Annotated in this window: 24 protein-coding genes and 1 tRNA gene; 13 read left to right on the top strand and 12 right to left on the bottom strand. The window is 69.2% G+C overall.

The genetic code is table 11. The features are described 5' to 3' along the window. Positions 1-67: 67 nt before the first annotated feature. Entirely contained in the window at positions 68-1,129 is a 1,062-nt protein-coding gene (gene amrS, locus QNI11_RS18185) for an AmmeMemoRadiSam system radical SAM enzyme (RefSeq protein ID WP_283981223.1), read from the bottom strand. Positions 1,130-1,189: 60 nt separating this feature from the next. On the opposite strand from amrS, the gene amrB reads away from it, so the two are divergent. Further along, on the top strand, positions 1,190-2,536 hold the full coding sequence (gene amrB / locus QNI11_RS18180; protein WP_283981222.1) for an AmmeMemoRadiSam system protein B: 1,347 nt from the start codon (positions 1,190-1,192) through the stop codon (positions 2,534-2,536). Between the two features lie 9 nt (positions 2,537-2,545). On the opposite strand, the gene QNI11_RS18175 is transcribed toward amrB, so the two are convergent. The 3 genes from QNI11_RS18175 to QNI11_RS18165 form a co-directional block, all read right to left on the bottom strand. Next, a complete protein-coding gene (locus QNI11_RS18175) occupies positions 2,546-4,765 on the bottom strand; it encodes a DEAD/DEAH box helicase (protein ID WP_283981221.1) in 2,220 nt (739 codons plus the stop codon). Between the two features lie 170 nt (positions 4,766-4,935). Further along, positions 4,936-5,011 (bottom strand) — tRNA-Ala (locus tag QNI11_RS18170). 199 nt (positions 5,012-5,210) lie between these two features. Next, a complete protein-coding gene (locus QNI11_RS18165; protein WP_100929212.1) occupies positions 5,211-5,531 on the bottom strand; it encodes a TIGR02300 family protein in 321 nt (106 codons plus the stop codon). 105 nt (positions 5,532-5,636) lie between these two features. Here QNI11_RS18165 and QNI11_RS18160 point away from each other — a divergent pair, with 105 nt between their 5' ends. The 4 genes from QNI11_RS18160 to QNI11_RS18145 all read left to right on the top strand — a co-directional run bounded on the left by QNI11_RS18160 (position 5,637) and on the right by QNI11_RS18145 (position 8,803). Then, positions 5,637-6,326: a M48 family metallopeptidase gene (locus tag QNI11_RS18160; RefSeq protein ID WP_100929213.1), complete on the top strand. Its 690-nt coding sequence runs from the start codon at positions 5,637-5,639 to the stop codon at positions 6,324-6,326. 114 nt (positions 6,327-6,440) lie between these two features. After that, positions 6,441-7,037 carry a hypothetical protein gene (locus QNI11_RS18155; RefSeq protein WP_100929214.1) on the top strand — a complete coding sequence of 199 codons (597 nt, stop codon included), beginning with the start codon at positions 6,441-6,443 and terminating at the stop codon, positions 7,035-7,037. Positions 7,038-7,383: 346 nt separating this feature from the next. Further along, entirely contained in the window at positions 7,384-8,040 is a 657-nt protein-coding gene (locus QNI11_RS18150) for a GntR family transcriptional regulator (protein ID WP_283981220.1), read from the top strand. Between the two features lie 190 nt (positions 8,041-8,230). Then, a complete protein-coding gene (locus QNI11_RS18145; RefSeq protein WP_283981218.1) occupies positions 8,231-8,803 on the top strand; it encodes a hypothetical protein in 573 nt (190 codons plus the stop codon). Between the two features lie 6 nt (positions 8,804-8,809). Here the strand turns inward: QNI11_RS18145 and QNI11_RS18140 are convergent, their stop codons facing one another. From QNI11_RS18140 to QNI11_RS18130, 3 genes are all read right to left on the bottom strand, one after another. Next, positions 8,810-9,217 (bottom strand): thioredoxin family protein, encoded by a 408-nt coding sequence (locus tag QNI11_RS18140; protein WP_283981217.1) that lies wholly within the window; start codon positions 9,215-9,217, stop codon positions 8,810-8,812. A 35-nt stretch (positions 9,218-9,252) separates the two neighbouring features. Then, entirely contained in the window at positions 9,253-9,966 is a 714-nt protein-coding gene (locus tag QNI11_RS18135) for a cytochrome c biogenesis CcdA family protein (protein WP_100929218.1), read from the bottom strand. 394 nt (positions 9,967-10,360) lie between these two features. Next, positions 10,361-11,323, bottom strand: coding sequence for an acetyl-CoA carboxylase carboxyltransferase subunit alpha (locus QNI11_RS18130; protein ID WP_283981216.1), 963 nt, complete (start codon positions 11,321-11,323; stop codon positions 10,361-10,363). Between the two features lie 110 nt (positions 11,324-11,433). Here QNI11_RS18130 and QNI11_RS18125 point away from each other — a divergent pair, with 110 nt between their 5' ends. Further along, positions 11,434-12,303: a GyrI-like domain-containing protein gene (locus QNI11_RS18125; protein ID WP_283981215.1), complete on the top strand. Its 870-nt coding sequence runs from the start codon at positions 11,434-11,436 to the stop codon at positions 12,301-12,303. 18 nt (positions 12,304-12,321) lie between these two features. Here the strand turns inward: QNI11_RS18125 and QNI11_RS18120 are convergent, their stop codons facing one another. Then, entirely contained in the window at positions 12,322-12,915 is a 594-nt protein-coding gene (locus tag QNI11_RS18120) for a LysE family translocator (protein ID WP_283981214.1), read from the bottom strand. Positions 12,916-13,016: 101 nt separating this feature from the next. On the opposite strand from QNI11_RS18120, the gene QNI11_RS18115 reads away from it, so the two are divergent. Continuing rightward, positions 13,017-13,469 (top strand): Lrp/AsnC family transcriptional regulator, encoded by a 453-nt coding sequence (locus QNI11_RS18115; RefSeq protein ID WP_100929222.1) that lies wholly within the window; start codon positions 13,017-13,019, stop codon positions 13,467-13,469. Between the two features lie 38 nt (positions 13,470-13,507). On the opposite strand, the gene QNI11_RS18110 is transcribed toward QNI11_RS18115, so the two are convergent. From QNI11_RS18110 to QNI11_RS18100, 3 genes are all read right to left on the bottom strand, one after another. Continuing rightward, positions 13,508-14,893, bottom strand: coding sequence for a class I SAM-dependent methyltransferase (locus QNI11_RS18110; RefSeq protein ID WP_283981213.1), 1,386 nt, complete (start codon positions 14,891-14,893; stop codon positions 13,508-13,510). After that, on the bottom strand, positions 14,893-16,266 hold the full coding sequence (locus tag QNI11_RS18105; RefSeq protein WP_283981212.1) for a class I SAM-dependent methyltransferase: 1,374 nt from the start codon (positions 16,264-16,266) through the stop codon (positions 14,893-14,895). The genes QNI11_RS18110 and QNI11_RS18105 overlap by 1 nt, the downstream gene beginning before the upstream one ends. A 366-nt stretch (positions 16,267-16,632) precedes the next feature. After that, positions 16,633-17,592, bottom strand: a complete 960-nt coding sequence (locus tag QNI11_RS18100) for an L-malyl-CoA/beta-methylmalyl-CoA lyase (protein WP_283981211.1) — start codon at positions 17,590-17,592, stop codon at positions 16,633-16,635. 252 nt (positions 17,593-17,844) lie between these two features. On the opposite strand from QNI11_RS18100, the gene dgcN reads away from it, so the two are divergent. The 4 genes from dgcN (at position 17,845) to QNI11_RS18080 (ending at position 21,516) form a co-directional block, all read left to right on the top strand. Further along, positions 17,845-18,846, top strand: coding sequence for an N-acetyltransferase DgcN (dgcN, locus tag QNI11_RS18095; RefSeq protein ID WP_100929226.1), 1,002 nt, complete (start codon positions 17,845-17,847; stop codon positions 18,844-18,846). 153 nt (positions 18,847-18,999) lie between these two features. After that, a complete protein-coding gene (gene dgcA / locus QNI11_RS18090; protein WP_283981210.1) occupies positions 19,000-19,962 on the top strand; it encodes an N-acetyl-D-Glu racemase DgcA in 963 nt (320 codons plus the stop codon). Between the two features lie 90 nt (positions 19,963-20,052). Then, entirely contained in the window at positions 20,053-20,649 is a 597-nt protein-coding gene (locus QNI11_RS18085; protein WP_283981209.1) for an NUDIX domain-containing protein, read from the top strand. Between the two features lie 3 nt (positions 20,650-20,652). Beyond that, positions 20,653-21,516, top strand: a complete 864-nt coding sequence (locus QNI11_RS18080; protein ID WP_100929229.1) for a D-amino-acid transaminase — start codon at positions 20,653-20,655, stop codon at positions 21,514-21,516. Here QNI11_RS18080 and QNI11_RS18075 read toward each other — a convergent pair whose 3' ends face one another. Further along, on the bottom strand, positions 21,517-22,719 hold the full coding sequence (locus tag QNI11_RS18075) for a TIGR03862 family flavoprotein (RefSeq protein WP_283981208.1): 1,203 nt from the start codon (positions 22,717-22,719) through the stop codon (positions 21,517-21,519). A gap of 98 nt (positions 22,720-22,817) precedes the next feature. On the opposite strand from QNI11_RS18075, the gene QNI11_RS18070 reads away from it, so the two are divergent. Together QNI11_RS18070 and ybgC are read left to right on the top strand one after the other, a co-directional pair. Then, the gene (locus QNI11_RS18070; RefSeq protein WP_283981207.1) at positions 22,818-23,111 is read left to right on the top strand and encodes an HNH endonuclease; all 294 of its coding nucleotides are present in this window, start codon (positions 22,818-22,820) and stop codon (positions 23,109-23,111) included. 62 nt (positions 23,112-23,173) lie between these two features. Then, positions 23,174-23,560 (top strand): tol-pal system-associated acyl-CoA thioesterase, encoded by a 387-nt coding sequence (gene ybgC / locus QNI11_RS18065; protein ID WP_100929232.1) that lies wholly within the window; start codon positions 23,174-23,176, stop codon positions 23,558-23,560. The last annotated feature ends 25 nt before the right edge of the window (positions 23,561-23,585 follow it).

Below are 23,585 nucleotides of genomic sequence, written 5' to 3'. Positions count from 1 at the left end.
GTTACGGACCCATGACGCGCGCGCCCCGGCATTACCGGGGCGCGTTGCGTTCAGGCCCGCAAACCAGTCACGCCAGCCGCACCGGCTGCCGCTTGCGGCCCCACGTCCCCGGCGGCCCGTCGAAGACCCCCGGCAAGGCCGTCCCGCAGACCACGCAGGCACCGCGGTCGTCGAGGCCCCAGTCCGACAGCGCATACCAGTCCCGCCCGATGACCTTCGTGCCGCAGCCCGCGCAATAGCTCGATTGCGCCGCCTCGTGATGCACGTTGCCCACGTAGACATGCCGCAGCCCCGCGCCCTTCGCGGTGGTCCGGGCGCGCAGCAGCGTCTCCACCGGCGTCCGGGGCACGTCGAGCATCCGGTAGTCCGGGTGGAAGGCGGTGAAATGCACCGGCACATCCGGCCCGCAGGCCTCCACGACCCATTCTGCCAGCGCCGTCACCTCTGCCTCCGAATCGTTCTGGCCGGGGATCAGCAGCACCGTCAGCTCGACCCAGCAGGCGGTCTCGCGCACGGCGTAGCGGATCGTTTCCAGCACCGGGGCCAGCGCGGCGCCTGTTAGCTCGCGGTAGAACCGTTCGGTAAAGCCCTTGAGGTCGATGTTGGCCGCATCCATCGCGCCGAAGAACGCCTCTCGCGGCCCGCCCGAGATGTAGCCCGCCGTCACCGCCACCGATTTTACCCCCGCTTCGCGGCAGGCCGCGGCGGTGTCCAGCGCGTATTCGTAGAAGATCACCGGGTCATTGTAGGTGAAGGCCACCGACCGGCAGCCGCCCCGCACCGCCGCCGCCGCGATCATCTCCGGCGTGGCGCGGGCGCTCATGGCGTCGACCTCGCGGCTTTTCGAGGTCTCGTGGTTCTGGCAGAACTTGCAGGCGAGGTTGCAGCCCGCCGTCCCGAAGGACAGCACCGGCGTGCCCGGCAGGAAATGGTTCAGCGGCTTCTTCTCGATCGGGTCGATGCAGAAGCCGGTCGACCGCCCGTAGGTGTCCAGCACGATCTCGCCGCCCTGCCGCATCCGGACAAAGCACATGCCGCGCTGGCCGTCGCGCAACTGGCATTCGCGCGGGCAGAGCGTGCACATCAGCCGCCCGTCCGGTTGTTCCCGCTGAAGGACGATCTCGCTCAAGGTGCTTGGTTTCCTCTCTCCGACGCGAGACAATGATAGGGCAACGGAAGGCAGATGACGATGACCACCACCCGACAGCCCGCCGTCGCGGGGCGATTCTATCCCGGCCAGCCGGGCGCGCTGGCATCCGAGGTCGCGGCCCTGCTGGAGGGCGCGCCCACCGCGCCCGAACCGCCCCTTGCCGTGATCTCGCCCCACGCGGGCTACGCGTTCTCGGGGCGGCTGACCGCGCGGGCGCTGGCCGCGACACGGGACGCCACGCCCGGGGCCATCGCCGTCCTCTCGCCCTCGCACCGCCACGCCTTCGACGGCATCGCCGCGCCGTCGCAGGACGCCTTCACCCTGCCCATCGGCACCGTCCGTATGGACACCGCCACGCGCGACGCGCTGATCTCCAAGGGGCTGATCCATGTGGAGGACGCCGCCCACGACCATGAACACGGCGTCGAGGTGCAGCTTCCGGTCCTGCACGCCCTGCACCCCGGCGTGCCGGTGCTGCCGCTGGTGGTCGGGCGGGCGGACAACGCACAGGTCGCGGCGCTCGTCGACGCGCTGCCCCAAGGCACGCTGATCGTCCTCTCCTCCGACCTCAGCCACTTCCTGACCCGCGACGCCGCGCAGGCGAAGGACGCGCGCACTGCCGAACGGCTGGAGACCGGCGCCGCCCCCGACCTGCGCCCCGAAGAGGCCTGCGGCGCCCGCGCCATCGCCGGGTTCTTCACCTCGCGGCTGGCAGAGGGCACGCGGCTGACCCGCCTCGCCATGGCGAACTCGGGCGAGGTGACGGGCGACGACAGCCGGACCGTGGGGTATGGCGCATGGGCGATCACCGCGGGGGAGGCGGCCTGCCTCGACCCCGGCCAGCGCAGACGGCTGCTCAGGACCGCGCGCGAGGTGCTGGCCTCCAGCCTGAGCCGGGGCAAGCCGCCGCTCATCGACACGGCGAGCTTTCCGGCGCCCTTGCAGACCTACGGGGCCAGTTTCGTGACGCTGGAACAGAAGGGGCGGCTGCGCGGCTGCATCGGCAGCCTCAAGGCACACCGCCCGCTGGTCGAGGACGTGGCCCTCAACATCCAGAAATCCGCCTTCGAGGACCCGCGCTTCAACCCGCTGAAGGAAAGGGAACTCGACCGGACCTCCATCAAGATCGCGATCCTGTCACCGGCGCGGCGCATGACCTTCGCCGATCAGGAGGACCTCGAATCGCAGCTGGTGCCGGAACGCGACGGGCTGATCCTGCGCGACGCGGGCCGCGCGGGGATCTTCCTGCCGATGGTCTGGGAAAAGCTGCCCGATCCCCGCGCCTTCGTCGAGGCGCTGAAGGTCAAGGCCGGGCTGCCAAAGGATCACTGGAGCGACACGCTCACCATCGACCGGTTCCACGCGGAAACCTTCGCCGAGGGGTGACGCGTGCGTTCAGCCCTTGCGGCGCGGCGGTTCCGTCCCGCCGGGGCGCGGCTTGCCGCCGGTCTTGCCCTTGAACTTCGACGGACCCTTGGCGCCGTCCTTCGGCGTGCCCTTGAACGACCCCTTGCCCGGACCCTTGGCAGGCCCCTTGCCGGGGCCCTTCGCCGGTCCCCGCGACATGCGCTGCGACGGGTCGGAGGCATTGCTGCGGTAGGCGGGTTTCGCCGGGGCGGCGTCGCCGTCCTTGGTCGTGCGCGGCTTGTAGGGCTTCTTCGGGCCGTCCCGGTCCGACCGCTCGCGATTCGGTTTGCCGTATCCCTTGCCTTCGGTGCGCTGGGTGAACTTGCCCGCCGGCTTGCCTTCGGACCTGCCCTCCGGCCGTGCGGCGGGCTTCTTCGGGCGCGGCGTGTCGGCGGCCGGGGCGGCAGAGGCCTCGGCCCGCGGCGCGGCTTCGCTCACCGGGGCGGATTTGGCGGCCGGGGCAGGGGCAGGGCGTTCCGCCCGCTCGGTCCGCTCGGGGCGGTCTTCACGCGGCGGGCGCGGCTTGCGCTCCGGCCGGGCGCCCCGGTCGTCCCGGTCATCGCCACGGCCGCGATGCGGCTTCGGCCCCTTGCGGAACCCGTCGTCGCGGCGCGGGCCGGAGGGGCGGCGCGCGAACTCGGGCTCTCCCTCGACGGCACGGGCGGTGATGTTGTCGGCCAGCATGCCGTCGGCCCCCAGCGCGCCTTCGAAGGCGGCAGCCCGGGTGGCGGCGATCTCGACAAATGTCTCGGTGTCCTGGACCCGGATCGCGCCGATGGCGTCCTTTTCAAGATCCGTGGCGCGCAGGATCAGCGGCAGCAGCCAGCGCGCTTCCGCCCGGTCGTTGCGGCCCGCCGACAGCGCGAACCAGCGGCTCGGGCCAAAGCTCTTGGTGTCGCGGCGCGCGGGCGTGTCGGGGCTTTGCAGGTCTTCCGGCGCGGAATGACGCGCCAGGTGCATGCGGACCAGCGCGGCGGCCACCGCCTCCGGCCCGTGCGCCTCAAGAAGGCGGGCGGCGAACTCGGCCTGCTCCTCCGGGACGCCCATCTGCCAGGACGGATCGTTCAGCAGCTTTTCCTCGTCGCGCGCCGAGATATCCTCCGCCGAGGGAGGCACGGTCCATTCCGCGGTGATCTTCGCCCATTTCAGCAGGCGCTCCGCCTTTCCCACCGACTTCGGCGGCACGATCAGGGCCGAGATGCCCTTCTTGCCCGCGCGCCCGGTGCGGCCCGAACGGTGCAGCAGGCTTTCGGTGTTGGTCGGCAGATCGGCGTGGATGACCAGCGACAGGTTCGGCAGGTCGATGCCCCGCGCCGCCACGTCGGTCGCCACACAGACCCGCGCCCGGCCGTCGCGCATCGCCTGCAACGCGTGCGTGCGTTCCTGCTGGCTCAGTTCGCCGGACAGCGACACCACCGACAGGCCGCGGTTGTGCAACCGTGCGGTCAGGTGATTCACCTGCGCGCGGGTGTTGGCAAAGACGATGGCGCTTTCGTCGTCGTGAAAGCGCAGCAGGTTGAAGATCGCGTGATCCGAATCCGCCTGCGCCACGCGCAGCGCCTTGTAGGCGATGTCGGCGTGCTGCTTGGCCTTGTTGATCGTGTTGATCCGGAAGGCGTCCTTCTGGAATTCCTCGGCGATGCGCCCGATGACCGGCGAGACCGTGGCCGAGAACAGCAGCGTGCGCCGCTCGGCCGGGGCGGTCTGGAGTATGAACTCCAGATCCTCGCGGAAGCCCAGGTCCAGCATCTCGTCGGCCTCGTCCAGCACCACGGCGCGCACGTCGCTCAGGTCCAGCGCGCCGCGCCGGATGTGGTCGCAGAGCCGCCCGGGCGTGCCCACGACGATATGCGTGCCACGTTCGAGGAAGCGCCGCTCCTGCCGGACGTCCATGCCGCCGACGCAGGAATTCACCATGGCGCCGGTCTTTTCATACAGCCAGCGCAGCTCCTGCATGACCTGGAAGGCCAGTTCGCGGGTGGGGGCCACGACCAGCGCCAGCGGCGTGCCGGCGGGGCCGAAGGCCTGATCCTCGCCCAGAAGCGTCGGCGCGATGGCAAGGCCGAAGCCCACCGTCTTGCCCGATCCGGTCTGCGCCGAAACCAGCAGGTCGCGCCCATCGGCGTCCGGTGCGGTCACGGCCTCCTGCACGGGGGTGAGGGTGTCGTAACCGCGCTCGGTCAGCGCGTCGGTCAGGGCAGGAATCATGCGGAGCGGCTCCGGAAAAGGGGCGTCCGGGATCGGACGCGGAAAGGTCGGCATCTGGCAGGATGCGGGATAAGTCTACCGGAAAGCCGGTTGCAAACACGTCAAAACGACAGGACGGACCCTTTCCCGGTGCCAGCCCGGGCGGTCGACCTGTCGCGCTATCGGAAGAATGGTGGAGCCTAGGGGGATCGAACCCCTGACCTCTACAATGCCATTGTAGCGCTCTCCCAGCTGAGCTAAGGCCCCATCTTCTGGTCTTCTCCGGCCGACCGCATGGCCTGTCGGAGTGTCGTCCCTGGGCGGCGCATCCGCGCCGTGCGGGGGTGATTACGAGAAGCCGCCAGCAGGATCAAGCGGAAAATGCACCCTGCGCCGCGGCTTTTGTCCCAACCCCTTCCGGGGCGAGGTCAGCCCCTCCCCCGCGGGGAGAGGCCAGGGCGTGCGATCAGGAATCGTCGTCCTCGTTGGACACGTCGGTGATGTCGTCGAGCGAGACGTTGTCGTCGTCCTCGTCCTCCAGAACATCATCGTCGTCCAGATCGACTTCGACATCATCATCGTCCAGCAGGTCGACGTCTTCCGAGTCCTTCTTCTTCGCCTTCGAGGCCTGGTCCTCGGCGTCCGCCGCGATCATGCTGCGCTTGCCGGTGTCGAGGTTCACGACCTCACCGGTGTACGGGCTGACGATCGGATTGCGGTTCAGGTCGTAAAAGCGCTTGCCGGTGGTCGGGCAGACGCGCTTCGTGCCCCATTCTTCCTTCGGCATGGGTGATCCCCTCTTGATGCTGGGACCTGGCGGGCCCCCGTCGACAATCTTCGCCCCCTGCCATATGACCGGTTCGATGTCAAAGCTTTTGGGGGAAGGCGTCATATGGGGCAGATCCGCCTGACTGGCAACCCCGAGATTGCAGTCACCGTGCGCCGGTCCGCCCGCGCACGCCGGCTGAGCCTGCGCATCTCGCAGCTCGACGGCCGCGTGACCCTGACGCTGCCCCGCGCCGTGCCGGAGGCGGAGGGCCGCGCCTTCCTGCGCGCCAAGGAGGCCTGGCTGCGCCGCCACCTCGAAACCCAGGGCGCGCCGGTGCCCGTGGGTCTTGGCGCACGCATCCCGCTGGAGGGCACGCTGCACGAGATCCTGCCGGGGGCGGGGCGGTCGGTCACGCGCGGTGACGGCGTGCTGCACGTGCCCGGCGATCCCGACCGGGCGGCGGCGCGGCTTCAGGGGTATCTCAGGACGCTGGCCCGCGACCGGCTGGCGGCGGCCTCGGATTTCTACAGCGCGAAGCTCGGCAAACCCTACACCCGGCTGACCCTGCGCGACACGCGGTCGCGCTGGGGGTCCTGCACCTCCGACGGCGGGCTGATGTATTCGTGGCGGCTGATCCTCGGCCACCCCGAAGTGCTGGATTACGTCGCCGCCCACGAGGTCGCGCACCTCAGGCACATGAACCACTCCGACCGTTTCTGGGCGGAGGTCGAGCGCCTGTATGGCGACTGGCGAGCGCCGCGCAAATGGCTGCGCGATCACGGCAACGAACTGCACCGCTACCGCTTCGACTGACCCGCGACAGACCCGACAGGCGCCGCCCCGTCAAGACAGGTATCCCTGCCTGTGCAGGCGCGCGCGCCGTCCCCACATCTTAAGGTAGTAAAGTCACACCCGAAGGAGGGTCCGATGACCATGCTCCACTCCCGCGCGGGGGCCATCCCGCTCGAAGGCCTGCCGATCACCGCCGAACAGCAGGAACGCCTCTCCCACACGCTGCGCTGCGTCCCGGCGGATCACCTGCGCAGCCTGCAACGCATCGTGATCCGCGACCGGCAGGTGCGCGACGAACGCTCGGGCGAGATGCGCGAATACGCCGGCGGCTCCACCAATGCGGCGCAGCGCGGCTGGAGGGACCTCTCGCCGCACCAGCGCCGCTTCTGGATCATGCTCGACATCGACAGCTTCGATCCGCGCCAGCGGCCGATCAACAACCGCCCCGGCGGCAAGCACTACACGCTGCTGCACGAACTGGGGCACCTCGTCGACTGGAGCTATGGCGCGCTGAGCTGGATCATGCGCAACGATCCCGAGGGCTTCCGCCTGCTGGCTCGCCAGCCGCACACCGGCATCACCCAGGGCACGCAGGAGCGGTTCGCCGACGCCTATGCCGACCTCTACTTCCACCCGCCGGAGCGGACGCGCGACGACCCGCGCATCCGGTGCATCCTGCAAAGCCCGCCCTTCCGCACCGCCTGGACGCCGCACACCGAAATCGCCGTCTGAGCCTTGCCGCCATAGAAAAGGGAGGGCTGCAGCCCTCCCTTTCCCTGCCATGCCCGGGCATGGTCTGGTTTGGGGCTCTTCACATACCCAGGTACATGACAAGCCGGAGGGTGCCGCAGGTGTGTGTCTTGAACCGGCACCGCATCCGCACGAAGGACGCGCCCCGGACGCCCTCCGATCCCTTGCCGGGGCGTGTCCGGCCCGGCGCTTGACCCTATCCACGAACGCGGTGGCGAGGCAGTTTCAGAAAATTCTACTTAAAGTTGCGTCATGCTGACGTTTTCCCGCCCACCCGCGCCGCGCAGAGACCGATTGACCTGCCGCGAATTTGTGATCACATGCGACCATGCAAACCGTTCCCCTGAAGACCGCAGTCACCGCCTCTGCCCACGACCGCGTCTATCGCGGGCTCCGGACCCGGATCATGCACGGCCAGATCGGGCCGGGGCAGGCGCTGACCCTGCGCGGCATCGGCAAGGAGTTCGACGTCTCCATGACACCCGCGCGCGAGGCGGTGAACCGGCTGGTGGCCGAAGGCGCGCTGTCCATGTCGAACTCGGGGCGCGTCGCCACGCCGGAACTGTCCAACGAACGGATCGAGGAACTGGCGGCGCTGCGTGCGCTCCTGGAGGTCGAGCTGGCCTCCCGCGCGTTGCCGCGGGCGCACATGGCGCTGATCGACCGGCTGCAGACCATCAACGCCACCATCGCCGATGCGGTGTCAAACCGCGACGCGGTGGCCTACATCCGCACGAACCTTGAATTCCACCGCGCGCTTTACCTGCGCGCCCAGGCTCCCGCGATGCTGGCCATGTGCGAAACCGTCTGGCTGCAACTGGGGCCGACGATGCGCGCGCTCTACAGCCGCCTGCGCCGCACCGATCCGCCGCAGTACCACCGGCTGATCATCGCCGCGCTGAAGGCCGGGGACGAGCCCGGCCTGAGGCTGGCGGTGCGCACCGACGTGACGCAGGGTCTGAGGATGATCGCAGACCGCATCTGACGAACCCGCGAAGGCCGGCGCACCGCCCGCCCGTCCTGCGTATGTCCGGCGAAAGGCGGCCCGAAGGCCCGCCCTACAAACCCTCCCGCCCGTGGTCATCCGGTCACGCCGCGTCAAGACGCCTGCTTGTGGCCACAGGCAGGGCCGCGCATACCCCGGAACCGCATCGCCCCCTCCGGAAAGAGCCGCCATGCCGTCAGATCCCTCCGCCAGCCCGCCGCGCCGCCAGGTGCTGTTCAAGTTCCTGCTGCTGCTGGCGCTGCTCGCCGGTTATTTCGCCTATCTCTGGGTGCGTTTCGATGCGGCGACGGGCGCCGTCACGGCGGGGCTGACATGGGCGTTCTTCGTGCTCTGCACCCCCATCGCCGACGCGGGTTTCCTGCTGGACTTCCCGCTGCGTGTGCTGTTCGGAATCCGCATGGTGGTCTCGGAACTGGCGGTCTGGGCGCTGGCGGGCGGCATCGTCGGCGCGACGCTGCTGCTGGCGCCGGCATATTTCGACACCACGGTCCTGACCCGGCTCTTCCACCAGATCCTCGTGCACCCCTGGCCCTACTGGGGCGTCGTGGCGCTGTCCGCCGCCGGGACCTTCCTGTCGGTGCGGATCGGGGACGAGCTGATGGACGTGCTCCACCACCGCGACCGGGCGTTCTTTCACTCCCACGCCTTCAAGCGGGAGCTGATCCAGATCGCGGCCTTCGCGGCGGTGGCCATCGCGTATTACCGGCTCATCGCCTCGCTCGGGCTGGAGAGCGTGCTGTAGCGCGGATCAGGAGGTCGCGGCGCCGAGCGCGGTGTCCATCAGCGCCTTGATCTCCGCCTTGCCGGTCTGCGCGACGAGACGGCCCAGTTCCTGCTCGCCCTTCAGCACGACGAGGGTGGAGCGGCGCGGGATGTTCAGCATGCGCGACAGTTCCCCCTTGCCGTGGATGTCCCAGTCCACGTCGATGAACGTGATGTTCTGCTCGTAGGCGGGGTTCTCCTGCTTGAGCTCGGTCAGCACGCGCTGCTGGGCGGCGCAGGTCGAACACCAGCTTGCCCGGAAGTCGAGGAACAGCGTCTCTCCGGCGGCGAGCCGCTGGGTGGTGAGGCCGGGCGTGTACTCCAGCGCGGCGCGGGCGGCGAAGGGCAGGGCAAGCGCGCCCGCGGTCAGGGTCAGGAAGCTGCGGCGGTGCATGGGAAACTCCTTTGGCAAGGGTCGGGAGGAAAGAGTCAGAGCGAAACGGAAAGGTCGATCAGCCAGCCGGGCAGGACGCCGATCAGCCAGGCCTCGACCATATGGTGGAGGTTGAAGAGGAGCGCCAGCCCGGTGGCGGCAAAGACCACGCCCAGCACCGGCCGGGCCGAGACCGCCAGCCGCCGGAGCGTCGCGTTGTGCCGACCGATGGCACCGCGCGTGCCGTAGGCCAGCCCGAGGATCAGGGTGGAGACGCCCATGGCGAAGGCCGCCATGATCGCCGTGACCCGCAAGAGGCTCTCGCCCTGCGAGGCGAGCGCGATGGCACCGCCCAGCGTCGGGCCGATGCAGGGGCTCCAGACCGCGCCGAGCAGCAGTCCGCCGAGGAACTGCCCCCGCAGCCCGCTGCGGTCGACACCGTCCATCCGCATGTCGGCGCGCGCCGCCATCCCCGCCGTGGCCCCGGCCAGCACGGCCCCCGCCCGCGGCACCAGCAGCGCCAGCCCGAAGACCACCATGAGCACCGCCCCGGCCTTCGAGATCGTCTCCACGTCGAGGCCGACAAGGTGCCCGAAGGCGGTGACGGTCACGCCGAGGATCACGAACGACAGCGACATCCCCGCCGCCATCGCCAGCGGCCCGCGCGGACTGGCCTGCAGCGCGCCCGCAAGCACGATCGGCAGCACCGGCACCACGCAGGGATTGATGAGCGTCAGAAGCCCCGCGCCATATGCGAAGACGAGTTCCATGGGGAGATATGACCCGAGCGCGCGGCCGCTGTCACCGGGCAAACGGCTGACGCGGGGTCACGACCGCGCCAGCGATTGTTTCAGCGGGCAGGCGGTGGCGCCTGTGGTGCGGGCGGGAGCGAGGGGCCGGCCCCTCGCGCTCCCCGGAGTATTTTTGAAGCAAAGAAGCAGGGAAGGGTGAGGGTGCTGGGGCGCGGTGCGGTGTGGGGCAGCACGTAGGCGGAAGTGCCGGGAGCGTTGCGGCGTTGGCGCGCCCTTGGATGGGGTGTCCAGGCGCGCAATAGTGCGCGGGGCACCGGTTTTCGTCGGGCCGAGGCCGGGCAGGGGCGCGCCCTGCCGGCGCGGCCTTGTTCGGGAAGAAGAGCGGTGGCGGTGGGATCGGGAGGGCGGCCGCTCAGGCCGCCAGCCCCTTTGCGCCCATGTTCAGGTATTTCGCCCGGCGGGCCTGCACCAGTTCGCCGCGTTTCGCGCCGCCCAGTTCCTTCAGCATGGTCGCGATGGCCTCGCCCACGGAGGCGAGCACCGCCTCGCGGTCGCGGTGCGCGCCGCCCTTCGGTTCGCGGATGATCCGGTCGCAGACGCCCAGCTGGTAGAGGTCCTGCGCGGTCAGGCGCAGCGCCTCTGCGGCCTCGCGCATCTTCTCGGCGTCCTTCCACAGGATCGAGGCGCAGCCCTCGGGCGAGATCACCGAGTAGACCGAATGTTCGAGCATCGCGACGCGGTTCGCCGTGGCGAAGGCCACCGCCCCGCCCGAGCCGCCCTCGCCGATGACCACGGTCACCAGCGGCACGCCGATCTGCAGGCATTTCTCCGTCGACCGGGCGATTGCCTCGGACTGGCCGCGTTCCTCGGCGCCCTTGCCGGGGTAGGCGCCGGGCGTGTCGATCAGCGTCACCACCGGCAGGCCGAAGCGGTCCGCCATGTCCATCAGGCGCACCGCCTTGCGGTAGCCCTCGGGCCGGGCCATGCCGAAGTTGCGGTCAATCCGGGACGAGGTGTCATGGCCCTTCTCGTGGCCGATCACCATCACCGGCTCGTCGTTGAACCGCGCCAGCCCGCCCATCACCGCGTGGTCGTCGGCGAAGTTCCGGTCGCCGGCCAGCGGCGTGTACTCGGTGAACAGCGCCTCGATGTAGTCCTTGCAGTGCGGGCGTTCCGGGTGGCGCGCGACCTGGCACTTCCGCCAGGGCGACAGCTTGGCGTAGAGGTCCTTGAGCAGCGCATCGGCCTTCTTGTCGAGCGCCTTCGCCTCGGCTTCCACGTCCATGCCGGGGTTCTCGCGCGCCATCGCGCGCAGTTCTTCCGCCTTGCCTTCGATCTCCGCCAGCGGCTTCTCGAAATCGAGGTAGTTGGCCATGCGGTGTCCTCCATGATGCTGGGCGCTATATGGCGCCTGCAACAGCGGAACGCAACAAAGCAAGATTTGTCGCCCCCGCCCGGTGCAGGGTGGCGCCGAAAGGAGCACCCATGACCGCCCAGCCGCCTGCCACGTCCTACGAATCCCGCCTGCGCCGGGTGATCCGGCACATTGCCGATCACCCCGACGGCGACCTGTCGCTCGATGCGCTCTGCGAGGTGGCGGGCATGTCGCGCTTCCACTTCGCGCGGGTCTTCCACGCCATGACCGGCGAGACCGCGGCGCAGGCCGTCCGCCGGTTGCGGCTGCACCGCGCCGCCTTCGACCTGACGCGCGGCACCGACCCCGTGGACCGGATCGCCGCCCGCAGCGGCTACGACAATGCCGACAGTTTCGTGCGGGCGTTCAAGGCGCTTTACGGCATGACGCCCACCGCCTTCCGTCAGGCCGGGCGCAGCACCGCCGACGCGATGACCTTCACGACCGTCACCCCCGGAGAGACCGACATGACCGACACCTACCCGACCGAACTGCGCGCCTGCCCGGCGCTGCGCCTTGCCGCGCTGGAACATCGCGGCCCCTATCACGAGATCGGGCGGAGCTTTTCCGACCTCGCCACCCTATTTGCCACGCGGGGGTTGTTCCCGCAGGCGCGGGCGCTTGTCGGGATCTACCACGACAGCCCGGAGGACACGCCGCAGGCGGAGCTGCGCAGCACCGCCGGGATGGACGTGGCCGAGGGGTTCGAGATGCCCGAAGACCTGACCCGGGTGGATGTCCCGGGCGGCGAGCACCTGGTGCTGACGATGCGCGGGCCCTACACCGGGCTGCCCGCCGCCTGGGGCTATCTTTATGGTACGGCGCTGCCTGCCTCGGGCCGTCTGCCCGCCGACCGGCCGCCTTACGAGTATTATCTCAACAATCCCATGGACACGGCGCCGGAGGATCTGCTGACCGAGATCCGCGTGCCTTTGGCCTGAGCGCCGGGCGCCAAGGCCTCAGCCGAAGAGCACCGGCACCATGGCGGCGACCAGCAGCACCGCCATGGTCACGTTGAACCATCGCAGGCGCACCGGGTCGGCCAGCCAGCGGCGGATGCCGGTGCCGAAGCTGGTCCAGACGAAGCCCGACACCATGCCCAGCGTCAGGAAGACCGCCGCCACGAACAGCACCCCGGCCACGTCCCGGCCCGGCGCATAAAGCGTGATCGCCCCCAGCGCCATGCTCCAGCCCTTGGGGTTGACCCACTGGAAGGCCGCCGCCTGCGCGAAGGTCATGGGGCGCGCCTCTGCCTCCGCATCCCGGACCTCTCCGGCGTTGGCGATCTTCCATGCGAGATACAGCAGGTAGACCACGGCCAGCGTCTTCAGCACGGTGTAGGCGGGCGGCCAGAGATCGAAGAGCCGCATCGCCCCCAGGCCCACCGGCACGATCATCAGCGGGAAGCCCAGCACCACGCCCGACAGGTGCGGCAGCGTCCGGCGGATGCCGAAGTTGGCGCCCGAGGCGACCAGCATCAGGTTGTTCGGCCCCGGTGTGAACAAGGAGGCGGCGGCAAAGCCCGCGAGGGCGGGGAGGATGTCGAAGGTCATGGCGGGGCGCTTCCGGGTCGTGCGGCTTTGGCGCAACTCTGACGCAATCGCCGCGCCATGAAATTGCGAGATGCCGCGCGGATCGTGCTATCACGCAATCCATGACCGAACTCGACCACATCGACCGCAGGATATTGCGCGAGCTTCAGGCCGATGGCCGCCTGTCCAACCTCATGTTGGCGGAACGGGTGGGGCTGTCGCCCTCTGCCTGCCTGCGCCGTACACAGGCGCTGGAGAAGGCGGGCGTGATCGCGGGCTATCGCGCCGTGCTCGATCCCGGCAAGACGGGGACGGGGTTCGTGGCCTATCTCTCGGTCGGGCTGAACCAGCACACCAAGGCCTCGCAGGAGGCGTTCGAGCGCGCGATGACCGCCGCCCCGCAGGTGGTCGAATGCCACAACATCACCGGCGCGGTGGAGTATCTCCTGCGGGTCGAGGTCGCGGACCTGACCGCCTACAAGCATTTCCACACGGAGATCCTCGGCGCGCTGCCGCAGGTGGACCGGCTGACGACCTACGTGGTGATGGGCTCACCCAAGGACATGCGGGCCTGAGGACAGGCGGGCGTAAGGACGGGCGGACCTGAGCGCCGTCAGACCGTGATCCCCAGCGTCGCAAGCCGGTCCTTCAGGCCAAAGCTGTCCTCCGCCTCGCCCGCGACGACCGCGCGATGCGCCTTCACCCCGAACTGGATCGGGCCGCCCCAGGCGGGCGACACGAAGCCGGGCATCGGCTTGCGCGCCTTCAGGCGGCGCAGCATCGCGGCGTTGAACCCGTCGCAGCCGTCCTGCGCGGCCTGCCGCTGCTCCCCGGGCCGCAGGTCCAGAAGCGCGCCCGAGACATAGGCCGTCATCACCGCCTGGAAGGCCTGCGGCGTGTCCACGTCCAGCGCCGCCATGCAGTCGCCGAAGGTCCGCCCGCCGTCCCCGGCCACCTGCTTCAGCCCGGCCAGCACGTCATCGGGCAAACCGCGCTTCAGTTGGTCGCCGACCGAGGGATGCGTGCCCATGTCCAGCGCCTCGTCCCAGGCCACCACCTTAAGGTCGCGCATCGCGGCCACCATGGCCGGGCCGGGCATCCGCATCGCGCCGCGGTGGAACAGGTCGTTGCGGAAGGTCCGGCGCAGCAGCAGGTCGCGCGCCGTCTCGGCCCAGCCGCCCTCCACCGCCTTCTTCAGGAAGTCCATCTCGGCGGCGTCGAGGTAGAGCGCGTCCATGTGCTCCACCAGCACCGCGGGTCCGGCAAAGGCCATCTTCGCCCGCTCCAGCGGCCGGCCCAGGTCCTCCATCCACTGCCCGGTGCCGAAGGAGCTGGCGATCTCATGCGCAAGGAAATGGTCCGGCGCCTCGCTCAGCTTGTTCCACAGAAGCCGCATCTGCGGATAGCCGTCGCCCACCATGTCGACCCAGGCCTGCGTGGCGGCCCGCGCCGCGCCGTAGCGCGCGTCCGCCGACCGCGCCAGCGGGGCCGAGCGGAAGATCTTGCGGATCGGCGCGGCCGAGCACCAGCCCGCCGCGGCGTTGTAGCCGAAATAGGCCACCGACCCCGGCGCCATCCACGTGCCCAGCACATCGACGATCTCCTCCCGAACGTCCGGCGGGACCCAGGCCCAGACGCCGTGCGCTGCGGCGAAATCGTATTTTTCGGCGGGCGGGGCTGCGGCCATCTCCGCAAAGCTGCCCTCGCGCACCTCGATGTTGGTCAGGCCGATCTCGTCGATCAGCCGGTTCGCCATGACGATGTGTTCGGGCATGAAGTCGTAGCCGGTGAACTCCGCCCAGGGGTAGGCGGCGGCCAGCGCGATCAGCGTCATCGCCGACCCGCAGCCCAGCTCGAGAAAGCGGAACGGCTTGCCCGGATCGGGGCAGCGGAGCCCGCCGAAGTGCATCGCCTGCGCCCACCGCCACGGCGTGATCTCCACCTGTATGGCGTCGATGTAGGCGCTGTCGGTCGGGTATCCCTGAGACCAGTCGGACATCACGCCACCCCCAGCACGCGCAGCCGCCGCGCAAGGTCCGGGCCGGGCTCGCCCTCGGCCAGGGCGGCGCGGTGCGCCTCCTCCTGCACCTGGATCGGGCTGCCGATCACCGGCGACACGAGGCCCGGCGCGGTCTCTCCGCGCTGCAATCGCCGCAGCATCGCCATGTTGAAGCGGTCGCAGCCGTCCTCTGCCGCCGCGATCTGATCGGCCGGGCGCCGGTCCAGCAGCTTGCCGGAGGCAAAGGCCAGCATCGCGATCTGGAAGGTCTGCGCAGGGTTGTCGCCAAGCATGTCCGCGCAGTCGCCCAGCGTCGCCCCCTCTGCCGCGCGGGCGTGCAGCGCGGCGACAAGGTCGTCCTGCAGGTGATGCTTCAGCCGCCGGTAAATGCCCAGATGCGTGGTCAGCCGGATCTCCAGATCCCAGGGCACCACCTCCAGCGCGCGCATCCGCGCCACCATCTCCGACGCGCCGAGGAAGGGCGCGCCCCGGTGGAACAGGTCCTTGCGGAAGAAGCGACCATGCAGCATGTCGCGCGCCGCCTCGCCCCAGCCGTCCGCCACGGCCTGCCGCAGCATCTCCAGCCGCGGCTCGTCGAGGAAGGGACCGTCCATGTTCTCGGCCAGCACGGCGGGGCCGCCATAGGTCATCTTGGCATCGGCAAGGGGGGCGGCCACCTCCTCCATCCAGACGCCGGTGCCGTGAGGGTTGCCCAGCTCGTGCGCCAGGAAATGGTCGTCGCGGTCGGCCATGGTCGCCCAGTGCGCCCGGACGCCCGGGTTCGCATCGCCCATCAGGGTCAGCCAGTGCGACACGGCCTCCCGCGCGGGGCCGTATGGGTTGCCCGGCGGGCCTTTCGGCGCCTCGGCAAAGATCTTGCGGATCGGTTCGGACGCGGCCCAGCCCGCCGCCGTGTTGTAACCCACGTAGAACACCGCGCCCGGCGCCATCCACCGCCCCATGACCGCAACGATGTCGCGGCGGAACGCCTCCGGCACCCAGGTCCAGACGCCATGCGTGCAGGCAAAGTCGTACTTCTCCGCCGGGGTCTCCAGCGCCATCTCGGCAAAGCTGCCCTCCCGCACCTCCACGTTGGTCAGCCCGGTCTCCGCGATCAGCGCGTTCGCCTGCATCACGCATTCGGGCATGAAGTCGTAGCCGGTGAACTCCGCCCACGGATAGGCGGCGGCCAGCGCGATCAGCGTCGTCGCCGACCCGCAGCCAAGTTCGAGAAAGCGGAAGGGCCTGCCCGGGTCCGGCGCGTCGCGCCCGGCAAAGGCCAGCGACTGGTGCCAGCGCCAGGGCGAGATCGCGGGCTGGATGGCGTCGACGTAGACGGAGTCGGTCGGGTAGCCAGCGGACCAGTCAGACATGCGTGTTCCCATCCCCGGATCAAAACTGATTTTTGTCGAATTGAGGCAAGCCTGCGAGGAAGTCGGCTGAAAGGCAAGGGCAGGGTTTCCGGACCCGCGCCGTGCGCATCGGGCAGGTCGGAAGGTGGCTGAGGTCACGCGGGTGTGATCGGCAATTTGCGCTGCGGCGCGGAAATTCGCGGGATGCCGGCGGTTTTGCCGGGAAAACGCCGGAACGGCACCGTTCGATGGTTAACAACCGGCCGGTTCAGGGGGTCGAAACGGCCGGGACTCACCATAAGAAATGGTTAACGGGGCGTGGTTGACGCCCCGTTCTGTCCGTTCCGAAGATGTTCAGCCGATGCGGCATCCCCCGCAGCGGGCCTGTCACATGCTGGCGATCAGGTCGGCCTGTTTCACGATGACCTCCGCCTGTTTCATCGAGGCGATGTCGATCAGCTTGCCCTTGTAGGTCGTGGCGCCTTCGCCGCGCGCGGTGGCCTCCTGCATGGCCGTCAGGATGGCGCGGGCGTCCTCCACCGCGGCGTCGGTGGGGGTGAAGACTTCGTTGGCCAGCGCGATCTGCTTGGGGTGGATGGCCCACTTGCCCACCATGCCCAGCGTGGCCGACCGCAGCGCCTGCGCGCGGAAGCCCTCGTCGTCCGAGAAGTCGCCGAACGGCCCGTCCACCGGCAGCACGCCATGGGTCCGGCAGGCGGCGACGATGGCGGCCTGCGCCCAGTGCCAGGGGTCCGACCAGTACTTCTGCCCCTCGCGGTGCATGTAGTAGTTTTCCTGCGTGCCACCGATACCTGTAGTGGCCATGCCCATGGAGGCCGCAAAATCTGCCGCGCCAAGGCTCATGGCTTCGAGCCGCGGGGAGGCGGCGGCGATCTCTTCGACATGGGCGATGCCGGCGGCGGTTTCGATGATGCATTCGAAGCGGATGGGCTTGGTGCGCCCCTTCGCCCGCTCGATGGAGGTGACGAGCGCGTCGACGGCGTAGATGTCGGACGCGCAGCCCGCCTTGGGGATCATGATGCGGTCGATCCGCTCCGAGCCCTGCTCCAGCAGGTCGACGACATCGCGGTACCAGAACGGCGTATCGAGCCCGTTGATCCGCACCGAGAGGGTCTTCTTGCCCCAGTCGATGTCGTGCGTGGCGGCGATGGTCTGCGCGCGGGCCTTGTCCTTGTCCCCGGGGGCAACGGAATCTTCAAGGTCGATGTTTATGACGTCCGCAGCAGAGGCCGCCATCTTCTCGAACAGCGCCTCGCGCGACCCCGGCCCGAAAAGCTGGCAGCGATTCGGAACGGCGGGCGCAATCGGCTGAAGTCGGAACGACATGGGGAGGGGCTCCTTCGGTTGGGTAAGGAAATTGCGTGAGTTTCGCGTGACGGGTTATTAAATTACCGTATGCTGCGCAAGCAAAATGCGTGTGCCGCGGTATGCAAAGGTTCGCCCGTTGCGAGATTCTTCGCCAAACTGCCGGTTTTTTCGCTGATTCTTGCCAGAAACCCGGTTTGACCCATGTAATCGCAAGCCTGTTGCGGCGGATTGCGATCATGATCCCCGCAAGACCGATTTGCGGAGACTATCATGATTCAGACGCCCTATCTTCTTTTCCTCGGCGACGCGCCGGACCCGCTGGCTGCCAAGGTGGCCCAGGGGATTCGCGACTGGCGGCCGGAGAACTGTGTCGGACAGTTCCGCATGGAAGGCTGCAAGGCCGACATGAAACTGCCGGACATGACGCTGGAAGAGGCAAAGGCCGCGGGCGCGAAGACGCTGGTGATCGGCGTGGCGAACCGGGGCGGCAAGATCTCGGCCGCGTGGAAGAAGGTGCTGGTGCAGGCGCTGGAAGAGGGCTTCGACCTCGCCTCTGGCCTGCACAACCTGCTGCGCAACGAGGCCGACCTGAAGGCGGTGGCCGAGGCGACCGGCCGCACCCTGCACGACGTGCGCGTGCCGGTGGTGGAGTACCCGATCGCCGACGGCACCAAGCGCAAGGGCAAGCGCGTGCTGGCCGTGGGCACCGACTGTTCGGTCGGCAAGATGTACACCGCGCTGGCGCTGGACAAGTCGATGCGCGAGGCGGGCATGAAGAGCACCTTCCGCGCCACCGGCCAGACCGGCATCCTGATCACCGGCGGCGGCGTGCCGCTGGACGCGGTGATCGCCGACTTCATGGCCGGGTCGATCGAGTGGCTCACGCCGGACAACGACGAGGACCACTGGGACGTGATCGAGGGGCAGGGGAGCCTGTTCCACGTCTCCTTCTCGGGGGTGACGCTGGCGCTGATCCACGGCGGCCAGCCCGACGCGCTGATCCTCTGCCACGAGCCGACCCGCACGCACATGCGCGGCCTGCCGGGCTATGCGCTGCCGACGCTGGAACAGGTGCGTGACGCGGCGCTGTCGATGGCGCATGTGGCCAACCCGGACTGCAAGGTGGTGGGCGTGTCGATCAACACCCAGCACATGGGCGAAGAGGAGGCCGCACGCTACTGCGAGGAGACCGAGGCGCGCCTGGGCTTGCCAACGGTGGACCCGTTCCGTCACGGCGCCGACCGCCTGGCGCAGGCCCTGGCGGCGGTCTGACCCTCGGACGGCGGGTGGGCCGGCCTGCGGCCGGACGCTCTTCCTTCGGAAATCGCCCCACCCACCGTCCCTTCAAGGTCTTCCGTCCCGGCGCCGTGCCGGTGTCCCGGGCGGAGATGAGTATTTTCAAAGCGAAGAAACGGGGGAGTGCCCATGATCGAAGTCAGGCGCGACGTCTTCCGCCTTGCGGAAGCCTTTACCATCAGCCGCGGATCGCGGACGGAAGCGCAGGTGCTGACGGTTTCGGTCAGCCGGGACGGGATCACCGGGTGGGGCGAATGTGTGCCCTACGCCCGTTACGACGAGACGCTGGACAGCGTGGCCGCGCAGATCGCCGGTCTGCCGGAGGGTATTTCGCGGGCCGACCTTCAGGAGGCGCTGGAGGCCGGGGCGGCGCGGAACGCGGTGGACTGTGCCCTTTGGGACCTCGAGGCGAAGCAGGCGGGCAAGCGGGCCTGGGAACTGGCCGGACTTTCGGCGCCGCGGCCCGAGATCACCGCCTACACGCTGTCGCTCGATACGCCGGAGCGGATGGAGGCCTCTGCCCGCAAGCACGCGCACCGGCCGCTTCTGAAGATCAAGCTGGGCACGCCCGACGACATGCCGCGGCTCGAGGCCGTGCGGCGCGGCGCGCCGGGGGCCCGGATCATCGTCGACGCCAACGAGGGCTGGAGCGCGGAGGTGTATTCGGACCTTGCGCCACACCTGGTGCGTCTTGGTGTAGCACTGGTGGAGCAGCCCCTGCCGGCCGGTCAGGACGAGGCGCTGATCGGGCTGGAGCGCCCCGTGCCGCTGTGTGCCGACGAGAGCTGCCATGACAGGGCGTCGCTGCCGGCGCTGAAGGGCAAGTACGACGTGGTCAACATCAAGCTCGACAAGACCGGCGGGCTGACCGAGGCGCTGGCGCTGCGGGATGCGGCGCTGGCCGGGGGCTACGGGATCATGGTCGGTTGCATGGTCGGATCGTCCCTGGCGATGGCGCCTGCCGTGCTGCTGGCGCAGGGGGCGGATGTGGTCGACCTCGACGGGCCGCTGCTGCTGGCCGAGGATCGCGATCCGCCGCTGACCTACGATGAGGCCGGTGTGCACCCGTCCGATGCGGCCCTCTGGGGCTGACGTGGGGCGCGCGGGGAACGGGCGGGCTGTTCGGGGCAAGCTTTGCACGCTGTGTTCCGGCGCGGTGCGTGAGTCCAGCAAGGTGTGGCCATGACCGGCCCTCTCCGGGACATGAGGTGGGAGGTGCTGGAGACGCGCCTCCTGTCGGACAACTGGGCGCGGCTCACGACGTCCCGGCTGCGGGTGACGATGAGCTGCGGCACCGTGCAGGAGCAGTGGCGCGAGGCTTACGACCGTGGGGACGGCGCCTGCATCCTGCCCTTCGATCCCGAGCGCGGCCACGTCCTGCTGGGTCGGCAGTTCCGCTGGCCCGCGGCCTGTAACGGCGACGATCCCTTCCTCGTGGAGGCGGCCGCCGGGCTGCTGGACGACGACGCGCCGGAGGACCGCATCCGTGCCGAGGCGCAGGAGGAGTTGGGACTGGCGCTCGACGCGCCCCGTTTTCTCTTCTCGCTCTACATGTCGCCGGGATCGGTGACGGAGCGGCTGCATTTCTTCACCGCCACCTATGGCGCCGCCGATGCGCAGGCGCGCCTGGGCGGGCTGCGGGATGAGGGTGAGGAAATCGAAATAATGGATATCCCCCTGAAGGAGGCCTTGACCATGGTCGAAGATGGCACCATCCGGGATGCGAAAACCGTGATCCTGCTGCAATACGCGGCGCTGCACCTGATGCCGGAGGACTGACCCATGACCCGCACCGTCTACGTGAACGGAGAGTTCCTGCCGGAGACCGAAGCCAAGGTCTCCATCTTCGACCGGGCCTTCCTGATGGCCGACGGCGTCTACGAGGTGACCTCCGTGCTCGACGGCAAGCTGATCGATTTCGACGGCCACGCGGTGCGGCTTGAACGGTCGCTGAACGAGCTGGACATGCGCTCTCCGGTGACGAAGGAGCAGCTCCTGGAAATCCACCGCGAGCTGGTGGAGATGAACGGGATCGAGGAGGGGCTGGTGTACCTCCAGATCACCCGCGGCGCGCCGGGCGACCGGGACTTCGTCTTCCCCGATCCGGAGACGACGGAGCCGACCATCGTTCTGTTCACCCAGAACAAGCCGGGACTTGCGGACAGCCCGGCGGCGAAGAAGGGAATGAAGATCATCTCGATCGAGGATCAGCGCTGGGGCCGCCGCGACATCAAGACGGTGCAGCTGCTCTACCCGTCCATGGGCAAGATGATGGCGAAGAAGGCCGGGGCCGACGACGCCTGGATGGTGATGGACGGCTACGTGACCGAGGGCACCTCGAACAACGCCTATTACATCAAGGGCAACACCATCGTGACCCGCGCGCTGAGCAACGACATCCTGCATGGCATCACCCGCGCGGCGGTGCTGCGCTTTGCGGCAGAGGCGCAGATGCAGGTCGAGGAGCGCAACTTCACCATCGAGGAAGCGCAGAAGGCGGACGAGGCGTTCATCACCTCGGCGTCGGCCTTCGTGATGCCGGTGGTGGAGATCGACGGTGTGCCGCTGGGCGATGGCCGGCCCGGTCCGAAAGCCACGCGCCTGCGGGAGATCTACCTCGAGGAAAGCCGCAAGGTCGCGGTCTGATCACCCTTTGACATAGGCCGCTGCGTGGCGCCCGGCCCAGAGGCCGGTGGCCAGGCAGGCGGTCAGGAGGTAGCCGCCGGTCGGCGCTTCCCAGTCCAGCATCTCCCCGGCGCAGAACGTGCCGGGGATTTTTCGTATCATCAGCCCGGCGTCGAGCGCGTCGAACTTCACGCCGCCGGCGGTGGAGATCGCCTCGTCCATGGGGCGCAGCCCGGCGTGGCGGATCGGAAGCGCCTTTGCCAGCGACGCCAGTGCCTGTGGGTCGTCCGGCAGGGGCCGCGCCATTTCCATCAGCAAGCCGAGGGCGCCCGGCGGCAGGCGGAGCGCCTTGCGCAGGGCGTTCGACAGGCTCTGCTTGCCGCGCGGGCGGGACAGCCGTTGCGTCAGCGCCTCCGTTGTCACGTCCGGCAGCAAGTCCACGGTCAGCGGGTGCCCGTTCCGCAGTGCCGGGGTCAGCGGGTAGAGGCCGCCACCTTCCAGCCCTCGGCGGGAGATGACGGCCTCGCCGCGGTTTTCCAGCGGGCCAGCGCGGAAAGTGACGTTCTTCAGCGGCGCGCCGAAGTGGCGCTCCATGTGGCTCGACCAGTCGATCTGAAGTCCTGCGTTCGACGGGGCGAAGGGGGCGATGTCCATGCCCTCGGCCCGGAGGATGTCTGCCCATGCGCCGTCCGAGCCGAGCCGCGCCCAGCTGGCGCCGCCGAGGGCGAGAACTGTGGCTGCGGGGCGCAGCGTGTGCGGGCCGTCGGGCGTGTCGAAGCGGGGTGCGCCGCCCTCCCAGCCCTTCCAGCGCCAGCGGGTGTGGCGGACCAGCCCCATGCCGTCGAGCCGCGCCAGCCAAGCCCGGAGCAGTGGCGAGGCCTTCATGGCATTCGGAAACAGCCGCCCGGTGGAGCCGGTGAAGCACGGCTGGCCCAACCCTTCTGCCCAGTCGCGCACCTCCTCAGGGCCGAAGGCCGTCAGCATCGGTTCCAGCAGCGGCGCGCGGTCGCCGTAGGCTTTCAGGAACGTTTCGAACGGCTCCATCTTCGTCAGGTTCAGCCCGGATTTGCCCGCCATCAGGAACTTGCGCGCGGCAGAGGGTTTGGCCTCCGCCAGCGTCACCGGCACTCCGGCGGACAGCAGCGCATCGGCGGCCATGAGGCCCGCGGGGCCGCCGCCGATGACCAGCGCGAAACGGTCCGGGGAAGGGGGCAGAGTTATCATGCCCCCTCCTTACCCGCGCCATGCGGGGCGCGACAGGGGGCTTGCACGCTTGATCTCGGCGCCTTGCTGGCCAGATGGTCCCGGTGAAAGGAGAAGCCATGGCCGACCCGATCTGTCCACTCTGCCTGCGTCCGATCCCGCCTGAGGCGAAGCAGAGCCTTGACCACCTGGTCCCGAAGCTGAAAGGCGGGAAGGGCGGGCCGACGGTGCTGCTCCACCAGATCTGCCACTCGGAGATCCACGCCCGGTTCACCGAGGCGGAACTGGCGCGTGACCTCTCGACCGTGGGCAACCTGCGCGCCCATCCAGACATGCAGCGTTTCCTGGACTGGGTGGCCAAGCGCCCGCCCGCATTTCACAGCCGTTCGGCCGGGGGACGGCGCAAGCGGTGATCTTGCGTGATGCCGGGGCAGCGGCTACCCCTTCGACCGGACGGCAGCAAGGGGACGGGGCCATGCACATCTATCCCATCCGGGTCTACTACGAAGACACCGACATGGCGGGGATCGTCTATCACGCCAACTACCTCAAGTATATCGAACGGGCCCGGTCCGACTGGGTGCGGGAGCAGGGGCTCGACCAGAACGCCATGCGCGAGAAGGACGGCATCGTCTTCGTGGTCCGCCGGATCGAGGCCGACTACCTCGCCACCGCCAAGTTCGACGACCGGCTGGAGGTGCGCACCTTCGTGCGGAGCATCACTGGCGTCCGGCTCGTGATGGCGCAGGAGGTGCTGCGCGGCGAAGTCCCCGTCTTCCGGGCAGAGGTGACGGCGGTCTGCGTGACATCGGACGGCCACCCGGTGCGCCTGCCCGCGGCGCTGCGGCTCAAGGTGCACTGACGCGCGCCCCGGCTGCACGCTGGCA

It is taken from the genome of Sagittula sp. MA-2 (genome assembly GCF_030126985.1).
GTDB lineage: Bacteria > Pseudomonadota > Alphaproteobacteria > Rhodobacterales > Rhodobacteraceae > Sagittula.
Note: the sequence above shows the minus strand (reverse complement) of the source record. Positions and strands in the feature narration are given on the sequence as shown.

Bases quoted from the DNA above. Each gene is read 5' to 3' on its own strand.
- amrB (WP_283981222.1), top strand. From the start codon at position 1,190: ATGACCACCACCCGACAGCCCGCCGTCGCGGGGCGATTCTATCCCGGC.
- QNI11_RS18175 (WP_283981221.1), bottom strand. From the start codon at position 4,765: ATGATTCCTGCCCTGACCGACGCGCTGACCGAGCGCGGTTACGACACC.
- QNI11_RS18165 (WP_100929212.1), bottom strand. From the start codon at position 5,531: ATGCCGAAGGAAGAATGGGGCACGAAGCGCGTCTGCCCGACCACCGGC.
- QNI11_RS18160 (WP_100929213.1), top strand. From the start codon at position 5,637: ATGGGGCAGATCCGCCTGACTGGCAACCCCGAGATTGCAGTCACCGTG.
- QNI11_RS18155 (WP_100929214.1), top strand. From the start codon at position 6,441: ATGACCATGCTCCACTCCCGCGCGGGGGCCATCCCGCTCGAAGGCCTG.
- QNI11_RS18150 (WP_283981220.1), top strand. From the start codon at position 7,384: ATGCAAACCGTTCCCCTGAAGACCGCAGTCACCGCCTCTGCCCACGAC.
- QNI11_RS18145 (WP_283981218.1), top strand. From the start codon at position 8,231: ATGCCGTCAGATCCCTCCGCCAGCCCGCCGCGCCGCCAGGTGCTGTTC.
- QNI11_RS18140 (WP_283981217.1), bottom strand. From the start codon at position 9,217: ATGCACCGCCGCAGCTTCCTGACCCTGACCGCGGGCGCGCTTGCCCTG.
- QNI11_RS18135 (WP_100929218.1), bottom strand. From the start codon at position 9,966: ATGGAACTCGTCTTCGCATATGGCGCGGGGCTTCTGACGCTCATCAAT.
- QNI11_RS18130 (WP_283981216.1), bottom strand. From the start codon at position 11,323: ATGGCCAACTACCTCGATTTCGAGAAGCCGCTGGCGGAGATCGAAGGC.
- QNI11_RS18125 (WP_283981215.1), top strand. From the start codon at position 11,434: ATGACCGCCCAGCCGCCTGCCACGTCCTACGAATCCCGCCTGCGCCGG.
- QNI11_RS18120 (WP_283981214.1), bottom strand. From the start codon at position 12,915: ATGACCTTCGACATCCTCCCCGCCCTCGCGGGCTTTGCCGCCGCCTCC.
- QNI11_RS18115 (WP_100929222.1), top strand. From the start codon at position 13,017: ATGACCGAACTCGACCACATCGACCGCAGGATATTGCGCGAGCTTCAG.
- QNI11_RS18110 (WP_283981213.1), bottom strand. From the start codon at position 14,893: ATGTCCGACTGGTCTCAGGGATACCCGACCGACAGCGCCTACATCGAC.
- QNI11_RS18105 (WP_283981212.1), bottom strand. From the start codon at position 16,266: ATGTCTGACTGGTCCGCTGGCTACCCGACCGACTCCGTCTACGTCGAC.
- QNI11_RS18100 (WP_283981211.1), bottom strand. From the start codon at position 17,592: ATGTCGTTCCGACTTCAGCCGATTGCGCCCGCCGTTCCGAATCGCTGC.
- dgcN (WP_100929226.1), top strand. From the start codon at position 17,845: ATGATTCAGACGCCCTATCTTCTTTTCCTCGGCGACGCGCCGGACCCG.
- dgcA (WP_283981210.1), top strand. From the start codon at position 19,000: ATGATCGAAGTCAGGCGCGACGTCTTCCGCCTTGCGGAAGCCTTTACC.
- QNI11_RS18085 (WP_283981209.1), top strand. From the start codon at position 20,053: ATGACCGGCCCTCTCCGGGACATGAGGTGGGAGGTGCTGGAGACGCGC.
- QNI11_RS18080 (WP_100929229.1), top strand. From the start codon at position 20,653: ATGACCCGCACCGTCTACGTGAACGGAGAGTTCCTGCCGGAGACCGAA.
- QNI11_RS18075 (WP_283981208.1), bottom strand. From the start codon at position 22,719: ATGATAACTCTGCCCCCTTCCCCGGACCGTTTCGCGCTGGTCATCGGC.
- QNI11_RS18070 (WP_283981207.1), top strand. From the start codon at position 22,818: ATGGCCGACCCGATCTGTCCACTCTGCCTGCGTCCGATCCCGCCTGAG.
- ybgC (WP_100929232.1), top strand. From the start codon at position 23,174: ATGCACATCTATCCCATCCGGGTCTACTACGAAGACACCGACATGGCG.